The sequence below is a fragment of the Pseudomonas sp. ADAK13 genome, assembly GCF_012935715.1.
GTDB lineage: Bacteria > Pseudomonadota > Gammaproteobacteria > Pseudomonadales > Pseudomonadaceae > Aquipseudomonas.
In genome coordinates, this window is sequence record NZ_CP052860.1 from 3,193,989 (window position 1) to 3,211,934 (window position 17,946).

A 17,946-nucleotide genomic window follows, 5' to 3' on the forward strand; every position below is an offset into this window, starting at 1 on the left:
ATGACACAAGCCTTCGGCCAAACATAACCGTGTAGGAGCGAGCTTGCTCGCGAAGAACCAGAGGACAACGCGTTTTATCCCGTAAGCCAGCGTTATCGTTAACGACCATCGCGAGCAAGCTCGCTCCTACAGATGGCCTTTATAGGCGTAAGCTACTAGGACAATAGCCTACGGTGGTTGTTCTGAATCATTCGAAGTAGGACAATTGTCGGCTTCCCGACATCATCAGCGATATTGAATGGCCTTCCTTGCACTCGGTATTAACCACAAGACTGCTTCTGTAGACGTCCGCGAGCGCGTGGCTTTTACTCCAGAGCAGTTGGTTGAGGCCTTGCAGCAGCTCTGCCGGCTTACCGACAGTCGCGAAGCTGCGATCCTTTCGACCTGCAATCGCAGCGAGCTCTATATAGAGCAGGAACATCTTTCAGCGGATGTGGTGCTGCGCTGGCTGGCCGATTACCACCATTTGAGCCTCGATGAGCTGCGCCAAAGCTCATATGTGCACGAAGAGGATGCGGCAGTTCGTCACATGATGCGCGTCGCTTCCGGGCTCGACTCGCTGGTGTTGGGCGAACCGCAGATCCTCGGCCAGATGAAGTCGGCCTACGCCGTGGCTCGCGAGGCCGGCACCATCGGCCCGTTGCTGGGGCGCCTGTTCCAGGCCACCTTCAATTCGGCCAAACAGGTGCGCACCGACACCGCCATCGGTGAAAACCCGGTGTCCGTGGCGTTTGCCGCCGTCAGTCTGGCCAAACAGATTTTCAGTGACTTGCAACGCAGCCAGGCCCTGCTGATCGGCGCCGGCGAGACCATCACCCTGGTCGCCCGCCATCTGCACGAGCTGGGGGTGAAGCGCATCGTCGTCGCCAACCGTACCCTGGAGCGTGCGAGCATCCTTGCCGAGCAGTTCGGGGCCCACGCGGTGTTGCTCTCCGACATCCCGGCAGAACTGGTGCGCAGCGACATCGTCATCAGTTCCACCGCCAGCCAGTTGCCGATCCTGGGTAAAGGCGCGGTGGAAAGCGCCCTTAAACTGCGCAAGCACAAGCCGATCTTCATGGTGGACATCGCCGTTCCCCGGGATATCGAGCCTGAAGTCGGCGAGTTGGACGACGTTTACCTCTACAGCGTCGACGACCTGCACGAAGTGGTCGCCGAAAACCTCAAGAGTCGCCAGGGTGCAGCCCAGGCCGCCGAGGAAATGGTCAGCACCGGTGCCGACGATTTCATGGTGCGCCTGCGTGAACTGGCGGCGGTGGACGTGCTCAAGGCCTATCGTCAGCAGGGCGAACGCTTGCGGGACGAGGAATTGATCAAGGCCCAGCGTATGCTCGCCAACGGCAGCAGCGCCGAAGACGTGCTGATGCAACTGGCGCGCGGCCTGACCAACAAATTGCTGCATGCCCCCAGTGTTCAGTTGAAAAAGCTTACCGCCGAAGGCCGCCTCGATGCGCTGGCCATGGCCCAGGAACTCTTTGCCCTCGGTGAGGGCGCGACAGAAAGCTCTTCGGATAAAAAACCGCAATGAAAGCGTCACTGCTCAATAAACTGGACGTCCTTCAGGACCGTTTCGAAGAACTGACCGCCTTGCTCGGCGACGGCGAGGTCATCTCCGATCAGACCAAGTTCCGCACCTATTCCAAGGAGTACGCGGAAGTTGAACCGATTGTGGCCACCTATACACAGTTGCTCAAGGTTCAGGCTGACCTCGAAGGCGCCCAGGCGCTGCTCAAGGACAGTGACCCGGACATGCGCGAAATGGCCGTTGAAGAAGTGCGTGAAGCCAAGGACAAGCTGATCGAACTGGAAGGCGACCTGCAACGCATGCTGCTGCCCAAGGACCCCAACGACGGGCGCAACGTGTTCCTTGAAATCCGCGCCGGCACTGGCGGTGACGAGGCGGCGATTTTCTCCGGCGACCTGTTCCGCATGTACTCGCGCTATGCCGAACGTCGTGGCTGGCGGGTCGAGATCCTGTCCGAGAACGAAGGCGAACACGGCGGCTATAAAGAAGTCATCGCCCGGGTCGAAGGCGAGAATGTCTACGGCAAGCTGAAGTTCGAGTCTGGCGTACACCGCGTGCAGCGGGTGCCGGCCACCGAATCCCAGGGCCGTATCCACACCTCCGCGTGCACCGTGGCCGTGTTGCCCGAGCCGGACGAACAGGAAGCCATCGAGATCAACCCGGCAGACCTGCGGGTCGACACCTACCGTTCATCGGGCGCCGGTGGCCAGCACGTCAACAAGACCGACTCGGCGATTCGCATCACCCACTTGCCTTCGGGCATCGTGGTGGAGTGCCAGGAAGAACGTTCCCAGCACAAGAACCGTGCGCGGGCCATGTCCTGGCTGTCGGCCAAGCTCAACGACCAACAGACCAGCGCCGCCGCCAACGCAATTGCCAGCGAGCGTAAATTGCTGGTGGGCTCGGGCGACCGTTCCGAGCGTATCCGTACCTACAACTTTGCCCAGGGCCGGGTCACCGACCACCGCGTCAACCTGACGCTGTACTCCCTGGATGAAATCCTTGCCGGTGGCGTTGATGCGGTGATCGAGCCGTTGTTGGCCGAGTACCAGGCCGACCAGTTGGCGGCGATAGGTGAATAAATGACCATTATTGCCAGCCTGTTACGCGCCGCCGACCTGCCGGACTCGCCCACTGCGCGCCTGGATGTGGAATTGTTGCTGGCCGCGGCCCTGGGCAAGTCCCGCAGCTACCTGCACACCTGGCCGGAAAAAATCGTCAGCAGCGAAGACGCACTGACCTTTGCCGACTACCTGCAACGCCGCCGCACCGGCGAGCCCGTGGCCTACATCCTCGGCCAGCAAGGCTTCTGGAAGCTCGACCTGGAAGTGGCTCCGCACACGCTGATCCCGCGTCCGGAAACCGAGATGCTGGTGGAAGCCGCCCTGGAATTGCTGCCGGCCACCCCGGCCAAGGTCCTCGACCTGGGTACCGGCAGCGGCGCGATTGCCCTGGCCCTGGCCAGCGAACGCCCGGCTTGGCAAGTCACCGCCGTCGACCGCGTGCTGGAAGCCGTCGCGCTGGCCGAGCGCAACCGTCAGCGCCTGCACCTGAACAACGCCACCGTGCTGAACAGCCACTGGTTCAGCGCCCTCGAAGGCCGCACCTACAACCTGATCATCAGCAACCCGCCTTATATAGCCGACACCGACCCCCATCTGGTGGCCGGTGATGTGCGCTTTGAACCCGCCAGTGCGCTGGTGGCCGGGCACGATGGCCTGGACGACCTGCGGTTGATCATCGCCCAGGCGCCTGCGCACCTCGACGCCGCGGGCTGGTTGCTGCTGGAACACGGTTACGACCAGGCGCCCGCCGTGCGCGACCTGCTGCTGGGCGAAGGTTTCGAAGACGTCCATAGCCGCATCGACCTGGGTGGCCACGGACGCATCACTCTGGGACGCCGGCCGTGATGAATGATCAGGAGCTGTTGCGCTATAGCCGGCAGATTCTGTTGCAGCATGTCGACATTGAAGGCCAGTTGCGCCTGAAAAACAGCCGCGCGCTGATCGTCGGGCTCGGTGGCCTCGGTTCCCCGGTGGCGCTGTACCTGGCAGCGGCGGGCGTGGGTGAGCTGCATTTGGCGGACTTCGACAGCGTCGACCTGACCAACCTGCAACGCCAGATCATCCATGACACCGACAGTGTCGGCCTGAGCAAGGTCGACTCGGCGATTCGCCGCCTGAGCGCGATCAATCCTGAAATACAGTTGGTTGCCCATCGCAGCGCGCTGGATGAGGATTCTCTCGCGGCCGCCGTGACGGCGGTCGACGTCGTACTGGATTGCAGCGATAACTTCTCCACCCGCGAAGCGGTCAATGCTGCGTGTGTCGCCGCCGGCAAACCGCTGGTCAGCGGCGCCGCGATTCGCCTGGAAGGCCAGTTGTCGGTGTTCGACCCGCGCCGCGCCGAAAGCCCGTGCTACCACTGTTTATACGGGCACGGCAGCGAGGCCGAACTGACCTGCAGCGAAGCCGGCGTCATCGGCCCGCTGGTGGGGTTGGTGGGAAGCCTGCAAGCCCTGGAAGCCTTGAAATTGCTGGCCGGTTTCGGCGAGCCACTGGTGGGGCGGCTGTTGTTGATCGACGCCCTGACCACGCGTTTTCGCGAGTTGCGGGTCAAGCGCGATCCCGGTTGCAGCGTCTGCGGTAGCCAACATGGTTAAGGACGCGCCCATTGGTGTGTTCGACTCCGGTGTCGGCGGCCTGTCGGTGCTGGACGAAATCCAGCGGCTGCTGCCCCATGAGTCGCTGCTGTACGTGGCGGATGGCGGGAATATCCCCTACGGCGAGAAAACCCCGGCATTTATCCTTGATCGTTCGCGACGGGTGGCGGAGTTTTTTCGTGAGAAGGGCGCCAAGGCCTTTGTGATTGCCTGCAACACGGCGACCGTCGCCGCCGTCGCCGATTTGCGCCAGGACTATCCCGACTGGCCATTGGTGGGCATGGAGCCTGCGGTTAAACCCGCCGCCGCCGCGACCCGCAGTGGCGTGGTCGGCGTGCTGGCGACCACCGGCACCCTGCAAAGCGCCAAGTTCGCCGCCTTGCTCGACCGTTTCGCCACCGATGTGCGTGTGATCACCCAGCCGTGCCCAGGCCTGGTGGAGCTGATCGAAACCGGCGACTTGAACAGCCCGGCGTTGCGCCTGCTGTTGCAGGGCTATGTCGAACCGCTGATTGCGGCCGGTTGCGACACCATCATCCTTGGCTGCACCCACTATCCCTTCCTCAAGCCATTGCTCGCCGAGATGCTCCCGCCGACGATCATTCTGATCGACACCGGCGCTGCGGTAGCGCGTCAATTGCAGCGCCTTTTGGGCGAGCGCGAGCTGCTGGCCTCCGGCAATCCCGAGCCTGCGCAGTTCTGGACCAGCGGCGATCCAGAGCACTTCAGAAATATCCTACCGACCCTATGGAAATCCCCCGGCGTTGTGCGTAATTTTGGCATGTGAAAAAAACGTGAAATAGCTCGTTTTTCGCTGAACTTCCGCGTGTGCGACAGCTTCTATAGCGAGTTAGCCTGTACAAAATCATACAACTTCGTTCGGAAAGGATGTTTCTATATGAAGCGCTTGTTCTGTTTGGCTGCGATTGCGGCCGCAATGTTGGGGCACTCTTTTTCTGCGCAGGCCGCGGGCCTGGAATTTGGAGTGGGGAGTACCAGCGATTCGACCATGACCTATCGGTTGGGGCTGACCTCGGATTGGGATAAAAGCTGGTGGCAGACCGATACGGGCCGCGTGACCGGTTACTGGAGCGGCGCCTACACCTACTGGGACGGTGACAAGCGCGCCAGTGTCAGCAGCTTGTCGTTCTCGCCGGTGTTTGTGTATGAGTTTGCCGGGGAGAAGGTGAAGCCGTACATCGAGGCTGGGGTTGGCGTGGCGGTGTTCTCCCGCACGCGGGTTGAAGACAACAACATCGGCCAGGCTTTCCAGTTTGAAGACCGACTGGGCTTTGGCTTGCGCTTTGTCGGTGGGAGCGAAGTGGGCATTCGGGCCACCCATTACTCCAATGCCGGGATCAGCAGCAATAACGATGGTGTCGAGAGCTATTCGCTGCACTACACGATGCCGTTGTAATTCTCAAGAACACCGCAAAACCCCTGTAGGAGCTGGCTAGCCAGCGATGCAGGCACCTCGGTGCATCAGTTACACCGAGTTGACGCTATCGCAGGCGAGCCAGCTCCCACAGTTGATCTGTATCGGTTTCAAAATCAGCGATACACCGTCGCAATCCCCTGGCGCTCATCAATGCACTCCGGCGCGCCCATCTCGAATTCCCGGCAGATCAGCGGCCGCTTCTCATAAATCGTGCACATCATCGTGTCGCGATCCAGCGCCGCGCACCAGCCGTCATCCAGGCGCAGCATGACTTCGCCGCCCCAATCGTCGGTATCGATAAAGCGATCAGGCACGCCGGTGTCGGTGATCAGCATGACTTCCAACTGGCAGCAGCATGCGGCGCAGGTGGAGCAGGTGACGGCAGGTTCGGCGATTTGGGTGTGGGGGATGTTGGTCATAGGCGCGCAGTGTAAGGCAAGCGGCTTATGCGTGTGTGAAAGGCCTGACGGACGTCAGTGTGCCAACTGCCTGGCGACCCAGTGCAGCCATGGAAAGATCATGCCCCAAAGCAACGCCAGCCCGAGGAGGGTCGCCACGGTGCCATAGCCGAAACTGACCCCGGCCAACTGGCTGCCGGCGTAATAAGACAATGGCCCGCCCACCGCGCCCAGCAGGCTTGCACGCCACCAGGGCTGTGCGCTCCAGGCCAGGCAATGGCGCAGCGTGGTCGCCAGCAATGCCCACAACAGGATCAGCCACACCGGCGCCAACGGCCCGGGCAGGCTGAAGTGAAACACGCCAAACGCGCGCAGCGCGGTGTCGATCACCGTGCCCAGCAGGGTGACGGCCAGGACCACCTGGCCTTCCTCGGACCACGAACTTATCCACAGCAGGTGGACCGCCAGCACGGCCACTCCCACCAATAGCCACAGGCTGTCGCCGCCCAGCACACAGGCAAACCAGCCGCACTGGAACAGTACGGCATTCGCCAGCGGTTTAAGCATCAAAACGCCCGAGCAGCGGCTGGGTCAGCGCCGCCGGCTTGGCCAGCAGCATCTGTGCGGTGCCGATGGTGCGCTCCATAAAACCGCCTTCGCAGTAGCACAGGTAAAACTCCCACAGCCGCAGGAAGTATTCGTCGTAGCCCATTTCCGTCAGGCGGCTGTGGGCGCGGCGAAAGTTCTCATGCCACAGGCGCAGGGTTCGCGCGTAGTGCAGGCCGAAATCCTCCATGTGCAGCAGGTTCATGTCGGTGTCGCGGCTGACGATCTCGAGCATCTTCTGCACGCAGGGCAGGGCGCCGCCGGGGAAGATGTAGCGCTGGATAAAGTCCACGCTGCTCTTGGCCTGTTCGTAGCGTTGTTCACGAATGGTGATGGCTTGCAGCAACATCAGGCCGTTGCCCTTGAGCAACTGCGCGCACTGCTTGAAATAGGTCGGCAGGAAGCGATGGCCCACCGCTTCGATCATCTCGATGGACACCAGCTTGTCGTACTGCCCGGTCAGGTCGCGGTAGTCCTCCAGCAGCAGCGTCACCTGGTTCTGCAAACCCAGGGCCTCGATGCGTTTTTCAGTGTAGGCAAACTGCTCCTTGGACAAGGTCGTGGTGGTGACCTTGCAGCCATATTGCTGCGCCGCATAAATCGCCATGCTGCCCCAGCCGGTGCCGATTTCCAGCAGGTGATCGGACGGTTTCAGCGCGAGTTTCTGGCAGATGCGTTCCAGTTTGTTCAACTGGGCCTGTTCCAGGGTGTCGTCGGCGGTGAGGAATTGTGCGGCCGAATACATCATGGTCGGGTCGAGGAATTCCTCGAACAGGTCGTTGCCCAGGTCGTAATGGGCGGCGATGTTTTTCTGCGAGCCCTTGCGCGTATTGCGGTTGAGCCAGTGCAGGCTTTGGGTGAAGGGCCGCGCGAGTTTGGCCAGACCACCTTCCAGCGCATCGAGCACGTCGAGGTTACTGACCATCACCCGCACCACGGCGGTGAGGTCCGGGCTGCTCCAGTAACCATGAATAAACGCCTCGCCCGCGCCGATGGAACCGTTGGCCGCCACCAGCCCCCACACCGCCGAGTCGAGGATCTGGATTTCCCCCAGCAGGTGCGCTTCCCGTGCGCCGAAGACTTGCCGTTCGCCGTCCTCAATCACCACCAACTGGCCGTGGCGCAGTTGGCCGAGCTGGCGCAGCACCGCTTTACGCAGCAGTGCGGCGGTCATGCCGTTGACGTTCAAGCGGTTGGATTTGACCGATAAGCTAGGGGATTTCATGGCGGCGATCCTTGGTGTACCCGACTGCGGTGCGAGAAGCGCCTTCGGCGGCGTGATGGGAAAAAATCGGCGTGCGTTTAAGTAAAAGGCGCAGGGCCTGCCAGTAAATGGCCAGGCAAGTCTTGGCGGTCATCCACGGGAAGCGCCACAGGTAACGGTGCAGGCTGGCCCGGTTCAAAGCTTCGCGTTGCAGGCTCAACGTGGCGTCGAAGACTTTCAGCTCGCCCTGCCAGTCGGCCATGTGCACGCCGAGTTTCGCGGCGGGCGGGCTGAAGCTCATGCGGTATTCCAGGTCCCGGGGCAAAAACGGCGACACATGAAACGCCTTGGCCACGGCGAAGTGCTGGTGCTCGTCGGCAGGCAACGCCTGGGCCGGCAGTACGTAGTGATAGCGCTCGCGCCACGGGGTGTTGGTCACTTCACAGAGGATCGCGGCCAGTGTTCCATCGGCCTCGAAGCAGTAGAAGAAACTCACCGGATTAAAAGCCAGGCCCCAACTGCGAGCCTGGGTCAGCAGGCAGATTGCGCCCAGGGGTATGCGCCCCAGGGCCTTGCCGACTTCTTGGCGTACGGCATCGGTCAAGCTCATGCCGTGACGGGTCAATTCACGCAGGTAATCCTGCTGGCGAAACGCGAACGGCGCCCAGCGCTCGCCCGCCAGTGGCGACAAACCGAACACTTCGTGCTGTTCGCTGAGGTCCAGGTACAGCAGGCCGATCCGGTAGCGAAAGGCATGGCCCTTGGGCGTAAACCGCCGATGGGCGATCCAGCCGCTGTAGAGGGCGCTGTTCACAGGATTTCCCCAAACGCCTTGGCTACACGCAACGCGCTGACCACGCCGTCTTCGTGGAAACCGTTGGCCCAGTAGGCACCGCAATAGTAGGTGTGCTGCGCGCCGTGCAGTTCTTCCCAGCGCGCTTGTGCGGCCACGGCGGCCAGGCTGTATTGCGGGTGGGCGTAGGTGTAGCGGGCAAGGACTTTGAGCGGGTTGATCATCGCTGTCTGGTTGAGGCTCACGCAAAAAGTCGTGGCGCTGTCGATGCCCTGCAGGATGTTCATGTCGTAGGTCACGGCAGCCTGTTTTTGCGCGCTGCCGTCGAGGCGATAGTTCCAGCTGGCCCAGGCCAGTCTGCGGTCGGGCAGCAAACGGGTGTCGGTGTGCAGGACCACGTCGTTGTCGGCGTAGGGCAGGGCGCCGAGGATCTGTTGCTCGGCCGGGCTCGCGTCGCCCAGCAGCGCCAGGGCCTGGTCGCTGTGGCAGGCGAACACCACCTTGTCGAAAACCTCGCTGCCGGCGGCGCTGTGGATAACCACGCCGATCGCTGAGCGTTCAACCCGGGTAACCGGGCAATTGAGGCGAATTTTTTCGCGGAAGGACTGGGTCAGCGGCTCGATATAGCGGCTGGAGCCGCCTTCGATCACGCACCATTGCGGCCGGTTACTCACCGACAACAAACCATGGTTCTTGAAGAACCGTACGAAGAATTGCAGGGGAAACCCGAGCATGTCCGCCAGGGACATCGACCAGATCGCCGCCCCCATCGGCACGATGTAGTGCTGGATAAACCGCTGGCCGTAGCCGCCGGCTTGCAGGTATTCACCCAGGGTCATCTCGGCGCTGATGCGTTGCTCTTGCAGGTCCAGCGGCGCCTGGCGGTTGAAGCGCAGGATGTCGCGCAACATGCCCCAGAAACCCGGCGATAGAATGTTGCGGCGCTGGGCGAACAGGCTGTTGAGGTTGTTGCCGTTGTATTCGAACCCGGCGCTCGGGTCGCACACCGAAAAGCTCATCTCGGTGGGTTTGAACGTCACGCCGATCTGCCCCAGCAGCTTGATGAAGTTGGGGTAGGTCCAGTTGTTGAACACGATAAAGCCGGTGTCCACCGCATAGCTTTTGCCCTCCACCGTGACATTGGCTGTATGGGTGTGCCCGCCAATGCAGTCGCTCGCTTCGAACAACGTGATGTCATGGCGGCGACTGAGCAGATAAGCACTGGTCAGCCCGGCGATGCCGCTGCCGATGATGGCGATCTTCACAGGTCGTCCTTCCTCGGTGGCGGGCTGCGCAGCATGCGTTTGCCGATGATCAGCTTGGCGCGGTTCGGCAGTTTCGACAGCGGCCACAGTGCAGCAATGAACAGCGCCGGGAAGGCGATTTCCAGTGGACGGTTTTGCAGCTTGGCGAAGATATGCCGCGCGGCCTTGTCTGCGGGCCAGCTCAGGGGCATCGGGAAATCGTTGCGGGCGGTCAGCGGCGTGTCGACAAACCCCGGGCTGACCACGGTCACATCGATGCCTTCGGGCGACAGGTCGATACGTAGGGATTCAAACAGGTAGCGCAGGCCGGCCTTGGAGGCGCCGTAGGCTTCCGCCCGGGGCATCGGCAGGTACGTCACGGCACTGGCCACGCCGACCAGGTGCGGGCTATGACCGGCGCGCAACAGCGGCAGGGCGGCCTCGATGCAGTAACTGCTGGCCAACAGGTTGGTGCGCACCACGTGTTCGATGATCGAGGCGTCGAACTGTTTGGCATCCACGTATTCGCAGGTGCCGGCGTTGAGGATCACCGTGTCCAGCGAGCCCCAGACCACGGCGATGTGCTCACCGATTTCGCGCACGGTCTGGCTGTTGGTCAGGTCGCCTGCCACCACCAGCACTTGCCCCGGATATTGCTGGGCGAGTTGCTCCAGCGGCGCCTTGGAGCGGGAGCTGACGGCCACATGGGCGCCGCTGTCGAGCAGCGCTTTGGCCAGTTCGGCACCGATGCCACTGCTGGCACCGGTCAACCAATAACGACGGGGCGGCACAAGGTTCATCCCATTCTCCTTTTCAGCCAACGGACCACGCCGCCGAGGACCGGCACGTGCTCATACAGCAGTGCACCTGCGTCGAAATAATCTCGATGCTGGTACACCTTGTCGCGCCACAGCAGGTGCGAGCAGCCTTCGACGCGAATCACTTCGCCCTTGGCCAGGCGCGGGTGGCAGAAGCTCATTTTCCAGCGCAGGTAGCCTTCGCCTTCAGCCACTTGATCGAAGCCATGGAAGTCAAAGCGCAGCTGGGTGACGTTGTCGTACAGCTCGGCGAAGTAACGGTGCAGCGCCGTCAGCCCATGCACCTCGTGCAGCGGGTCGGTGAAGCTGATGTCCTTGCTGTACAGGCTGTCGAGCAGGTGCAGGTTGTGCTTGTCCACACTGGCAAAGGCCTGGGCGAAGCGGCGCAGGAAATCACTCATAGCTGCCTCCAGCCGCCTGGCGTGGCGGCAGGCTACGGAAGGCGGCGAGGGCGCGGTCGCGGGATTTTTTCAAATCGACGATAGGACGAGGATAGTCCGCCACGCCAAACAGGCCGCCCACGGCGTCGGGGTTGTGCACTTCTTTTTTGTTCAGCGCCGCCAGCTGCGGCAGCCAGTGCTTGATAAACACGCCTTCGCCGTCGAATTTTTCCGACTGGCTCAAGGGGCTGAAAATCCGGAAGTACGGCGCCGAATCGGTGCCGGTGGACGAGCTCCACTGCCAGCCGCCGTTGTTGGCCGCCAGGTCACCGTCGATCAGGTGGCGCATGAAAAAACGCTCGCCTTCACGCCAGTCGATCAGCAGGTTTTTGGTCAGGAACATCGCCACCACCATGCGCAGGCGGTTGTGCATCCAGCCGGTTTCCAGCAATTGGCGCATGGCCGCATCGATGATCGGCAGGCCGGTGCGGGCTTCCTGCCAGGCCTTCAAGTCTTCGGGGCTGTTGCGCCAGGCCACGGCTTCGGTCTCGGGGCGGAAGGCGCGGTGGCGGGAGACCCGTGGGTAGCCCACCAGGATATGTTTGTAGAACTCGCGCCACAGCAGCTCGTTGATCCAGGTGATGGCGCCAATGTCGCCGCTTTCGAATTCGCCCTGGTTGCTTTGCAGCGCGGCGTGCAGGCACTGGCGCGGCGAAACCACACCGGCGGCCAGGTAAGCCGAGAGCTGGCTGGTGCCGGGCTTGGCCGGGAAGTCGCGTTCGTCCTTGTAGTAGCTGATTTGTGCGTCGGCAAACTGGTCGAGACGGCGCCGGGCTTCGGTTTCACCGGCAGGCCACAGCGCGCGCAAGGCTTCGCTCGGGGTAACAAAACCGTCGACCTGATCGGGGATCGGGTCACTTTTGAGTTTGAGCGGCGCCTGCGCCTTGGGGGCGGCGATCAGGCGGGGAAGCGCGCCGTGCAAGCGGCTGTAGCAGACCTTGCGAAACTGGCTGAACACCTGGAAGTACGTGCCGGTCTTGGTCAGTACGCTGCCGGGCTGGAACAGCAATTGGTCCAGGTAATTGTGGAAGGTCACGCCCTGGGCTTCGAGGGCCGTGGCCACCGCTGCGTCGCGACGCTCTTCGTGGATGCCGTATTCGTCATTGACGTGCACCGACTCCACCGACAGTTCCTGGCACAGGTCTGCCAGGGCTTGCGGTGCCTGGTCCCAGGTCGAGGCATGGCGGATCAACAGCGGAATGTTCAGCTCGCCCAGTGCCACGCTCAAGCTCTGCAGATTGCGCAGCCAGAAGTCGACTTTGCACGGCGCGTCATCGTGGGCCAGCCATTGCCCGGGGCTGATCAGGTAGACAGCCGCTGTCGGGCCGCGCTGTGCAGCGGCGGCGAGGGCGGTGTTGTCATGTAGGCGCAGGTCGGTGCGCAGCCAGATCAAGTGCATTTAAATAAGTCCACGCTGGATCAGTACCTGATGGGCCGACAACGGGTCTTCGGCCAGGAGCAGTTCAGGAATGTCTTGGGTTAATACGGACAGCTCGGCCTGGTGGATGCATACCGTTGGTCCGGTTATCAGTTTTGGGCAACTGAAACCGCTCAACAGTTTGCCCAGCGCCGGCACATGCAGGGCCTTGCTCGAATACAGCAACACCGCGCGGGGTTGCAGGTGCTCGACGGCCAGGGCCAGTTCGCCGGCCGGCAAGGGCCAGTCGAAGACTTCCACCGGGCAATCAGCGCTGCTGGCCAGCCAGGCGGTGAGCCACAGGTGCGGCTCCAGCGGCAGGTCGGAATGATTGACCAGCAGCAACGGCGCACCGTTGAGCTGGCGGTTGTTGTGATACATCCGCGCACCGAATTTGCTGCGCAGCCAGGAATAGAAAAACACCCGTTCCATCTGCGCGCCGAATTGGCCTTGCCAGCGCAGTTCAAGCTCCTTGAGCAACGGCAGCAGAAGTTGCTCGCACAGGGTGCGCGGCGGGTACAGCGCCATGGCCTGGTTGAAGGCGTCATCCACCCGGCGCTCGGCCAGTTCGCTGATGGCCTGCAACAGCTGCTGGCGCCGGTTGTGCCATTCGTTTTCCACCGGCGGTTCGCTGGTGCTGTGCGCGGTGTCGATCAGGCCCTTGACCTGGCTGACCGGCACACCGCGGTTTAGCCAGGTCAGGATGGTATGGATGCGCTGCACGTGCTCGGCGGAAAACAGCCGGTGCCCCTTGGGCGTGCGCTGGGGCACGATCAGGCCGTAACGCCGTTCCCAGGCGCGCAGGGTCACCGCGTTGACGCCGGTCTGGCGCGCCACTTCGCGGATCGGCAGCCAGCCTTCTTGCAGGGCTTGGGCGAAATCTTCGCCGGGGTCATTGTCGTCTTGCAGGGAAACATTCATGGGTTAAATCGCATTACGCAGGCTGAGGTTTTCCGGGTGCGGTTGCAGGTAGGCCTGCTGCGCGATGTAGCGGTCCGGATGCTGGCGAAAGTGGTGCTTGAGCAGGGTCAGCGGCACCACCAGCGGCACGATGCCCTGGCGGTATTGGCCTATGAGGGTCTGCACTTCCTGTTTGTCTTCGGCGCTGATGGCTTGCTTGAGGTAGCCGCTGATGTGTTGCAGCACGTTGGTGTGGGTGCCGCGCGTGGCGCACTTGCTGAGGGCCGTCATCAATTCGCTGAAATAGCCGGTGGCCAGGGCATCGAGGTCGACGTCCTTGCGCATGCCGCCCAGCAGGTTGCCGAGGCTTTTGTAATGCACCGGGCTGTGGGCCATCAGCAGGTATTTGTAGCGGGAGTGAAATTCCAGCAGGCGGTGACGGGTCAGGCCTTCGGCGAGCAGGTGCTGCCAGGTGGCGTAGACGAACACCCGGGTCAGGAAATTTTCCCGTAGCACCGGGTCGTTCAGCCGACCGTCTTCTTCCACGGGCAGGTTGGGGTGGCGTGCGCAAAACGCCTGGGCGTAGATGCCGCGCCCGCCGCCGTCGATGGGCATGCCGTTGTCTTGATAGACCTTGACCCGCTCCAGGCCGCAGGACGGGGATTTCTGCATGAAGATGTAGCCGCAGAGGTCGGTGTGTTCAGCGGCCATTTGTTGGCCGTAATCGTCCAGCGGCCGGGTCACGTTGAGTTCGCGGTGCACGGTGCCGACGGCCTGAGGGTTCAGCGGGTCGCCCACCAGGCGGATGGGCTCGCGGGGAATGCCCAGGCCGATGGCGACTTCAGGGCACAGCGGCACGAAATCGAAGTACTCGGCGAGGGTCTGGCTGCACAGCTGGGATTGTTTATGCCCGCCGTTGAAGCGCACGTTCTCGCCCAGCAGGCAGGCGCTGATGGCGATTTTCGGTTTGCCGGTGGCGGGCAGGGTGCTGGGCATGGCCAAACCTCTATGAAAAATCCTGTACAGAGTTAAATTCCTGTACAACTTAATCTCATCATAGGTTTGAAGCTGTACAAGTCAAATAATTTGTACAGGTATTTTCGGAATGGCTATTTCCAGCCGATTTTCCAGTCTTCGGCGTTTTGCAGGGTTTGCCAAGGCAGGCGCTGCACGCGATGGCTGATCACGGCTTCCAGCTCGATTTCCTGCACATCGCCTTCGTCGTCGCGCAGCAACTGGGTCACCAGGAAGTGTTTTTCCTTGTGCTGCGGGCGGGCTGCTGTCCACTTCGACAGCAGCAATTTGGCGGGATTGATGCGGTTCACTGCAGGTGCTCGATCAATCGCCGTGCCGCTTCCTGGCCGCTGAGCCAGGCGCCCTCCACACGGCCCGACAGGCACCAGTCACCGCACACGTACAAGCCCAGGTCGGCGTCGGCCAGCACGCCAAATTCGTGGCTGGTGGACGGCCGCGCATACAGCCAGCGGTGGGCGAGGGTGAAGGACGGCGCCGGCATGGCGCTGTGCAGCAGTTCGGCGAAGGCACCGTGCAGGTGTTCGATCACCGCTTCCTTGGACAGGTCCAGGTGTTGCTTGCTCCAGGTGCTGGTGGCGTGCAGCACCCAGGTGTCGAGGGTGGTGTCGCGCCCGGGTTTGCTGCGGTTGCGGGCCAGCCAGTCCAGCGGGCTGTCTTGCACGAAGCAGCCTTCCATGGGGGTGTCCAACGGCTTGTCGAAGGCCAGCGCGATGGCCCAGGTCGGGTCCATCTTCACCCCGGCGGCGGCACTTGCCAGCTTGGGCGCGGCGGCCAGCAAAGCGGTGGCTTGCGGCGCCGGGGTGGCGATGATCACGTGGCTGAACGGGCCGTGGTTTTCACCGTCGGCGTCCAGCAGGTTCCAGTGGTGTTTGCCCTGAAACACTTCGGTGATGCGGCAACCGAAGTGCACCGGCAAGTCATCCAGCAGGGCGCGGGTGATCGCGCTCATGCGCGGCGTGCCGACCCAGCGGATCTGTTCATCGGGGGAGGGCGTGAGTTGCCCGGACTTGAAGTTGTACAGCTGCGGTTTCCATTGCTCGGCGCAACCCTGGGCCTGCCAGCGTTGCACTTCGTTGACGAAGCGCCGGTCGCGGGCGGTGAAGTACTGCGCGCCCATGTCCAGTGCCCCGGCATCGCTGCGCTTGCTGGACATGCGACCGCCACTGCCGCGGCTTTTATCGAAGAGTTGTACAGCGTGCCCCGCGTCTTTTAACGCTCGGGCGGCGGAGAGACCGGCGATGCCGGTGCCAATGATCGCGATGGGAACAGTCATGGGAGGCCTCGTTTTACCGTTGGGTACAGACTACGCCGACACCAATAGCTGTACAATATTGTTTTTTGGTATAAGTTTTGGCGTACCTGATCGTTTGGCGTGACCTATGGTTAAACCTGAAGGTTTAACCAGCGTTGCGCCCGATTAAAACATCCCTGTCTATAAAATAGACTAACGGTGGTCGGCGAACGTTACACGAGGAACAACTCATGCACATTTTGCTGACCGGCGGTACGGGTTTGATCGGCCGTCAACTCTGCCAATACTGGCTTGCCCAGGGCCATCGCCTTACGGTCTGGAGCCGCCATCCCGAACAAGTGGCTAAATTGTGCGGTGCCCAGGTGCACGGCATTGCCCGCCTGCAAGATGTAAACGAGCCGGTGGATGCCGTGGTCAACCTGGCCGGCGCGCCGATTGCCGACCGCCCCTGGACCCATAAACGCAAGGCGCTGCTGTGGAGCAGCCGTATCGGTCTCACCGAAACGTTGTTGGCCTGGCTTGAGGGCCTTGAGCAAAAACCGGCGGTGTTGATCTCCGGCTCTGCGGTGGGTTGGTACGGCGACGGCGGCGAGCGTGAGCTGACCGAAGACAGTGGCCCGGTGCAGGACGACTTTGGCAGCCAGTTATCGATCGCCTGGGAAGAAACGGCCCAGCGCGCCGAAGCATTGGGGATCCGTGTGGTACTGGTGCGAACCGGGTTGGTGCTGGCAGCCGAGGGCGGCTTTTTGTCGCGGCTGTTGCTGCCGTTCAAACTGGCGCTGGGCGGGCCTATCGGCAATGGTCGGCAGTGGATGCCGTGGGTCCATATAAAGGATCAAATCGCCCTGATTGATTTTCTTCTGCACAAGGAAGGCGCCAGCGGTCCTTATAATGCCTGCGCGCCACACCCGGTGCGCAACCTTGAGTTCGCCAAGACCCTGGGCAAGGTGCTGCACCGCCCGGCGTTCATGCCCATGCCGGCGTTTGCCTTGCGCATCGGCCTGGGTGAGTTGTCGGGCTTGTTGCTGGGTGGCCAGCGGGCGTTGCCGCAGCGGCTGTTGGCAGCCGGTTTCACTTTCCAGTTCACTGAGTTGCACGCGGCCCTGGACGACTTGTCCAGCCGCCTCTAGAAATAGGATGTTGCATGACGGATCACGCGTTGTTATTGGTCAACCTGGGTTCACCGGCGTCCACTTCGGTGGCGGATGTGCGCAGCTACCTTAATCAATTCCTGATGGACCCTTACGTCATCGACCTGCCGTGGCCGGTGCGGCGTTTGCTGGTGTCGCTGATCCTGATCAAGCGCCCCGAGCAGTCGGCCCACGCCTACGCCTCGATCTGGTGGGACGAAGGCTCGCCGCTGGTGGTCCTCAGCCGTCGCCTGCAACAACAAATGACTTCGCAATGGACCCAGGGCCCGGTGGAACTGGCGATGCGTTATGGCGAACCGTCGATTGAAACGGTGCTTGTGCGATTGGCCGGCCAGGGCATCAGGAAAGTCACCCTGGCGCCGTTGTACCCACAGTTTGCCGACAGCACCGTGACCACGGTGATTGAAGAAGCCCGGCGCGTGGTGCGGGACAAAAAGCTGGCGATCGAATTTTCGATTCTGCAGCCGTTTTACGATCAGCCGGAATACCTTGATGCGCTGGCCAACAGTGCCAGGGCCTACGTGGAGCAGGATTTCGATCATCTGCTGCTGAGTTTCCACGGCTTGCCCGAGCGTCACCTGAAAAAGCTCGACCCTACCGGGCAACACTGTTTCAAGGACGCCAACTGTTGCCAGAACGCCTCTCCCGAGGTGCTTGCCACCTGCTATCGCGCCCAATGCTTCAGCGTTGCGCGGGATTTTGCCGAGCGCCTGGGCTTGCCGGAGGGCAAGTGGTCGGTGGCGTTCCAGTCGCGATTGGGGCGGGCCAAGTGGATCGAACCCTACACCGAGGCACGCCTTGAAGCGTTGGCTCAACAAGGCGTTAAGAAGCTGCTGGTGATGTGCCCGGCGTTTGTCGCGGACTGCATCGAGACGCTGGAAGAGATTGGTGACCGCGGGCTGGAACAGTTCCGCGAGGCGGGGGGCGAGGAGTTGGTGTTGGTGCCTTGCTTGAATGACGACCCGCAGTGGGCGGTGGCGCTCAATACCTTGTGTGAAAGAGCGCCGGTTGCACTGTGATCCGATTGTCGAAACGATAGAGATCAAATGTGGGAGCCGGGCTT

The 17,946-nt window shown here is 62.0% G+C and carries 20 protein-coding genes; 8 read left to right on the top strand and 12 right to left on the bottom strand.

Annotation, left to right across the window (positions count from 1 at the left end; genetic code table 11):
- Positions 1 to 238 precede the first annotated feature (238 nt).
- The 6 genes from hemA to HKK54_RS14730 all read left to right on the top strand — a co-directional run bounded on the left by hemA (position 239) and on the right by HKK54_RS14730 (position 5,604).
- Positions 239 to 1,528, top strand: coding sequence for a glutamyl-tRNA reductase (gene hemA / locus HKK54_RS14705; RefSeq protein WP_008432265.1), 1,290 nt, complete (start codon positions 239 to 241; stop codon positions 1,526 to 1,528).
- Positions 1,525 to 2,607, top strand: a complete 1,083-nt coding sequence (prfA, locus tag HKK54_RS14710) for a peptide chain release factor 1 (protein ID WP_169387099.1) — start codon at positions 1,525 to 1,527, stop codon at positions 2,605 to 2,607. Before hemA ends, prfA begins: the two co-directional genes overlap by 4 nt.
- Complete coding sequence (prmC, locus tag HKK54_RS14715) at positions 2,608 to 3,435, top strand: peptide chain release factor N(5)-glutamine methyltransferase (RefSeq protein WP_169387100.1); 828 nt, start codon at positions 2,608 to 2,610, stop codon at positions 3,433 to 3,435.
- A complete protein-coding gene (locus HKK54_RS14720) occupies positions 3,432 to 4,187 on the top strand; it encodes a molybdopterin-synthase adenylyltransferase MoeB (RefSeq protein ID WP_169387101.1) in 756 nt (251 codons plus the stop codon). Before prmC ends, HKK54_RS14720 begins: the two co-directional genes overlap by 4 nt.
- Complete coding sequence (gene murI, locus HKK54_RS14725) at positions 4,180 to 4,974, top strand: glutamate racemase (protein WP_169387102.1); 795 nt, start codon at positions 4,180 to 4,182, stop codon at positions 4,972 to 4,974. The genes HKK54_RS14720 and murI overlap by 8 nt, the downstream gene beginning before the upstream one ends.
- 111 nt (positions 4,975 to 5,085) lie before the next feature.
- Positions 5,086 to 5,604, top strand: coding sequence for an acyloxyacyl hydrolase (locus HKK54_RS14730; RefSeq protein ID WP_169387103.1), 519 nt, complete (start codon positions 5,086 to 5,088; stop codon positions 5,602 to 5,604).
- Between the two features lie 134 nt (positions 5,605 to 5,738).
- Here HKK54_RS14730 and HKK54_RS14735 read toward each other — a convergent pair whose 3' ends face one another.
- The 12 genes from HKK54_RS14735 to HKK54_RS14790 all read right to left on the bottom strand — a co-directional run bounded on the left by HKK54_RS14735 (position 5,739) and on the right by HKK54_RS14790 (position 15,753).
- A complete protein-coding gene (locus HKK54_RS14735) occupies positions 5,739 to 6,044 on the bottom strand; it encodes a YkgJ family cysteine cluster protein (protein ID WP_003208416.1) in 306 nt (101 codons plus the stop codon).
- 54 nt (positions 6,045 to 6,098) lie between these two features.
- Positions 6,099 to 6,590, bottom strand: a complete 492-nt coding sequence (locus HKK54_RS14740; RefSeq protein ID WP_010177021.1) for a DUF2878 domain-containing protein — start codon at positions 6,588 to 6,590, stop codon at positions 6,099 to 6,101.
- Positions 6,583 to 7,854, bottom strand: a complete 1,272-nt coding sequence (locus HKK54_RS14745) for an SAM-dependent methyltransferase (protein ID WP_010177020.1) — start codon at positions 7,852 to 7,854, stop codon at positions 6,583 to 6,585. The genes HKK54_RS14740 and HKK54_RS14745 overlap by 8 nt, the downstream gene beginning before the upstream one ends.
- On the bottom strand, positions 7,841 to 8,647 hold the full coding sequence (locus tag HKK54_RS14750) for a DUF1365 domain-containing protein (RefSeq protein WP_010177019.1): 807 nt from the start codon (positions 8,645 to 8,647) through the stop codon (positions 7,841 to 7,843). Before HKK54_RS14750 ends, HKK54_RS14745 begins: the two co-directional genes overlap by 14 nt.
- Positions 8,644 to 9,891, bottom strand: a complete 1,248-nt coding sequence (locus HKK54_RS14755) for an NAD(P)/FAD-dependent oxidoreductase (RefSeq protein WP_010177018.1) — start codon at positions 9,889 to 9,891, stop codon at positions 8,644 to 8,646. Before HKK54_RS14755 ends, HKK54_RS14750 begins: the two co-directional genes overlap by 4 nt.
- Positions 9,888 to 10,670: an SDR family NAD(P)-dependent oxidoreductase gene (locus HKK54_RS14760; protein WP_010177017.1), complete on the bottom strand. Its 783-nt coding sequence runs from the start codon at positions 10,668 to 10,670 to the stop codon at positions 9,888 to 9,890. The genes HKK54_RS14755 and HKK54_RS14760 overlap by 4 nt, the downstream gene beginning before the upstream one ends.
- Positions 10,667 to 11,089: a nuclear transport factor 2 family protein gene (locus tag HKK54_RS14765; protein ID WP_169387104.1), complete on the bottom strand. Its 423-nt coding sequence runs from the start codon at positions 11,087 to 11,089 to the stop codon at positions 10,667 to 10,669. The genes HKK54_RS14760 and HKK54_RS14765 overlap by 4 nt, the downstream gene beginning before the upstream one ends.
- Positions 11,082 to 12,527 carry a deoxyribodipyrimidine photo-lyase gene (phrB, locus tag HKK54_RS14770; RefSeq protein ID WP_169387105.1) on the bottom strand — a complete coding sequence of 482 codons (1,446 nt, stop codon included), beginning with the start codon at positions 12,525 to 12,527 and terminating at the stop codon, positions 11,082 to 11,084. The genes HKK54_RS14765 and phrB overlap by 8 nt, the downstream gene beginning before the upstream one ends.
- Complete coding sequence (locus HKK54_RS14775) at positions 12,528 to 13,466, bottom strand: MerR family transcriptional regulator (protein ID WP_010177013.1); 939 nt, start codon at positions 13,464 to 13,466, stop codon at positions 12,528 to 12,530. It lies immediately after the preceding gene.
- Positions 13,467 to 13,469: 3 nt separating this feature from the next.
- A complete protein-coding gene (locus HKK54_RS14780; RefSeq protein WP_237151065.1) occupies positions 13,470 to 14,441 on the bottom strand; it encodes a YbgA family protein in 972 nt (323 codons plus the stop codon).
- A gap of 113 nt (positions 14,442 to 14,554) precedes the next feature.
- Positions 14,555 to 14,770: a TIGR02450 family Trp-rich protein gene (locus tag HKK54_RS14785; RefSeq protein WP_010177011.1), complete on the bottom strand. Its 216-nt coding sequence runs from the start codon at positions 14,768 to 14,770 to the stop codon at positions 14,555 to 14,557.
- A complete protein-coding gene (locus HKK54_RS14790) occupies positions 14,767 to 15,753 on the bottom strand; it encodes an NAD(P)/FAD-dependent oxidoreductase (RefSeq protein ID WP_010177010.1) in 987 nt (328 codons plus the stop codon). Before HKK54_RS14790 ends, HKK54_RS14785 begins: the two co-directional genes overlap by 4 nt.
- 209 nt (positions 15,754 to 15,962) lie before the next feature.
- On the opposite strand from HKK54_RS14790, the gene HKK54_RS14795 reads away from it, so the two are divergent.
- A complete protein-coding gene (locus HKK54_RS14795) occupies positions 15,963 to 16,862 on the top strand; it encodes a TIGR01777 family oxidoreductase (protein WP_169387106.1) in 900 nt (299 codons plus the stop codon).
- Between the two features lie 14 nt (positions 16,863 to 16,876).
- Positions 16,877 to 17,902: a ferrochelatase gene (gene hemH / locus HKK54_RS14800; RefSeq protein WP_010177008.1), complete on the top strand. Its 1,026-nt coding sequence runs from the start codon at positions 16,877 to 16,879 to the stop codon at positions 17,900 to 17,902.
- Positions 17,903 to 17,946: the final 44 nt, after the last annotated feature.

Coding starts and splice junctions, on each gene's coding strand:
- hemA (WP_008432265.1), top strand. CDS start 239: ATGGCCTTCCTTGCACTCGGTATTAACCACAAGACTGCTTCTGTAGAC.
- prfA (WP_169387099.1), top strand. CDS start 1,525: ATGAAAGCGTCACTGCTCAATAAACTGGACGTCCTTCAGGACCGTTTC.
- prmC (WP_169387100.1), top strand. CDS start 2,608: ATGACCATTATTGCCAGCCTGTTACGCGCCGCCGACCTGCCGGACTCG.
- murI (WP_169387102.1), top strand. CDS start 4,180: ATGGTTAAGGACGCGCCCATTGGTGTGTTCGACTCCGGTGTCGGCGGC.
- HKK54_RS14730 (WP_169387103.1), top strand. CDS start 5,086: ATGAAGCGCTTGTTCTGTTTGGCTGCGATTGCGGCCGCAATGTTGGGG.
- HKK54_RS14735 (WP_003208416.1), bottom strand. CDS start 6,044: ATGACCAACATCCCCCACACCCAAATCGCCGAACCTGCCGTCACCTGC.
- HKK54_RS14740 (WP_010177021.1), bottom strand. CDS start 6,590: ATGCTTAAACCGCTGGCGAATGCCGTACTGTTCCAGTGCGGCTGGTTT.
- HKK54_RS14745 (WP_010177020.1), bottom strand. CDS start 7,854: ATGAAATCCCCTAGCTTATCGGTCAAATCCAACCGCTTGAACGTCAAC.
- HKK54_RS14760 (WP_010177017.1), bottom strand. CDS start 10,670: ATGAACCTTGTGCCGCCCCGTCGTTATTGGTTGACCGGTGCCAGCAGT.
- HKK54_RS14765 (WP_169387104.1), bottom strand. CDS start 11,089: ATGAGTGATTTCCTGCGCCGCTTCGCCCAGGCCTTTGCCAGTGTGGAC.
- phrB (WP_169387105.1), bottom strand. CDS start 12,527: ATGCACTTGATCTGGCTGCGCACCGACCTGCGCCTACATGACAACACC.
- HKK54_RS14775 (WP_010177013.1), bottom strand. CDS start 13,466: ATGAATGTTTCCCTGCAAGACGACAATGACCCCGGCGAAGATTTCGCC.
- HKK54_RS14780 (WP_237151065.1), bottom strand. CDS start 14,441: ATGCCCAGCACCCTGCCCGCCACCGGCAAACCGAAAATCGCCATCAGC.
- HKK54_RS14790 (WP_010177010.1), bottom strand. CDS start 15,753: ATGACTGTTCCCATCGCGATCATTGGCACCGGCATCGCCGGTCTCTCC.
- HKK54_RS14795 (WP_169387106.1), top strand. CDS start 15,963: ATGCACATTTTGCTGACCGGCGGTACGGGTTTGATCGGCCGTCAACTC.
- hemH (WP_010177008.1), top strand. CDS start 16,877: ATGACGGATCACGCGTTGTTATTGGTCAACCTGGGTTCACCGGCGTCC.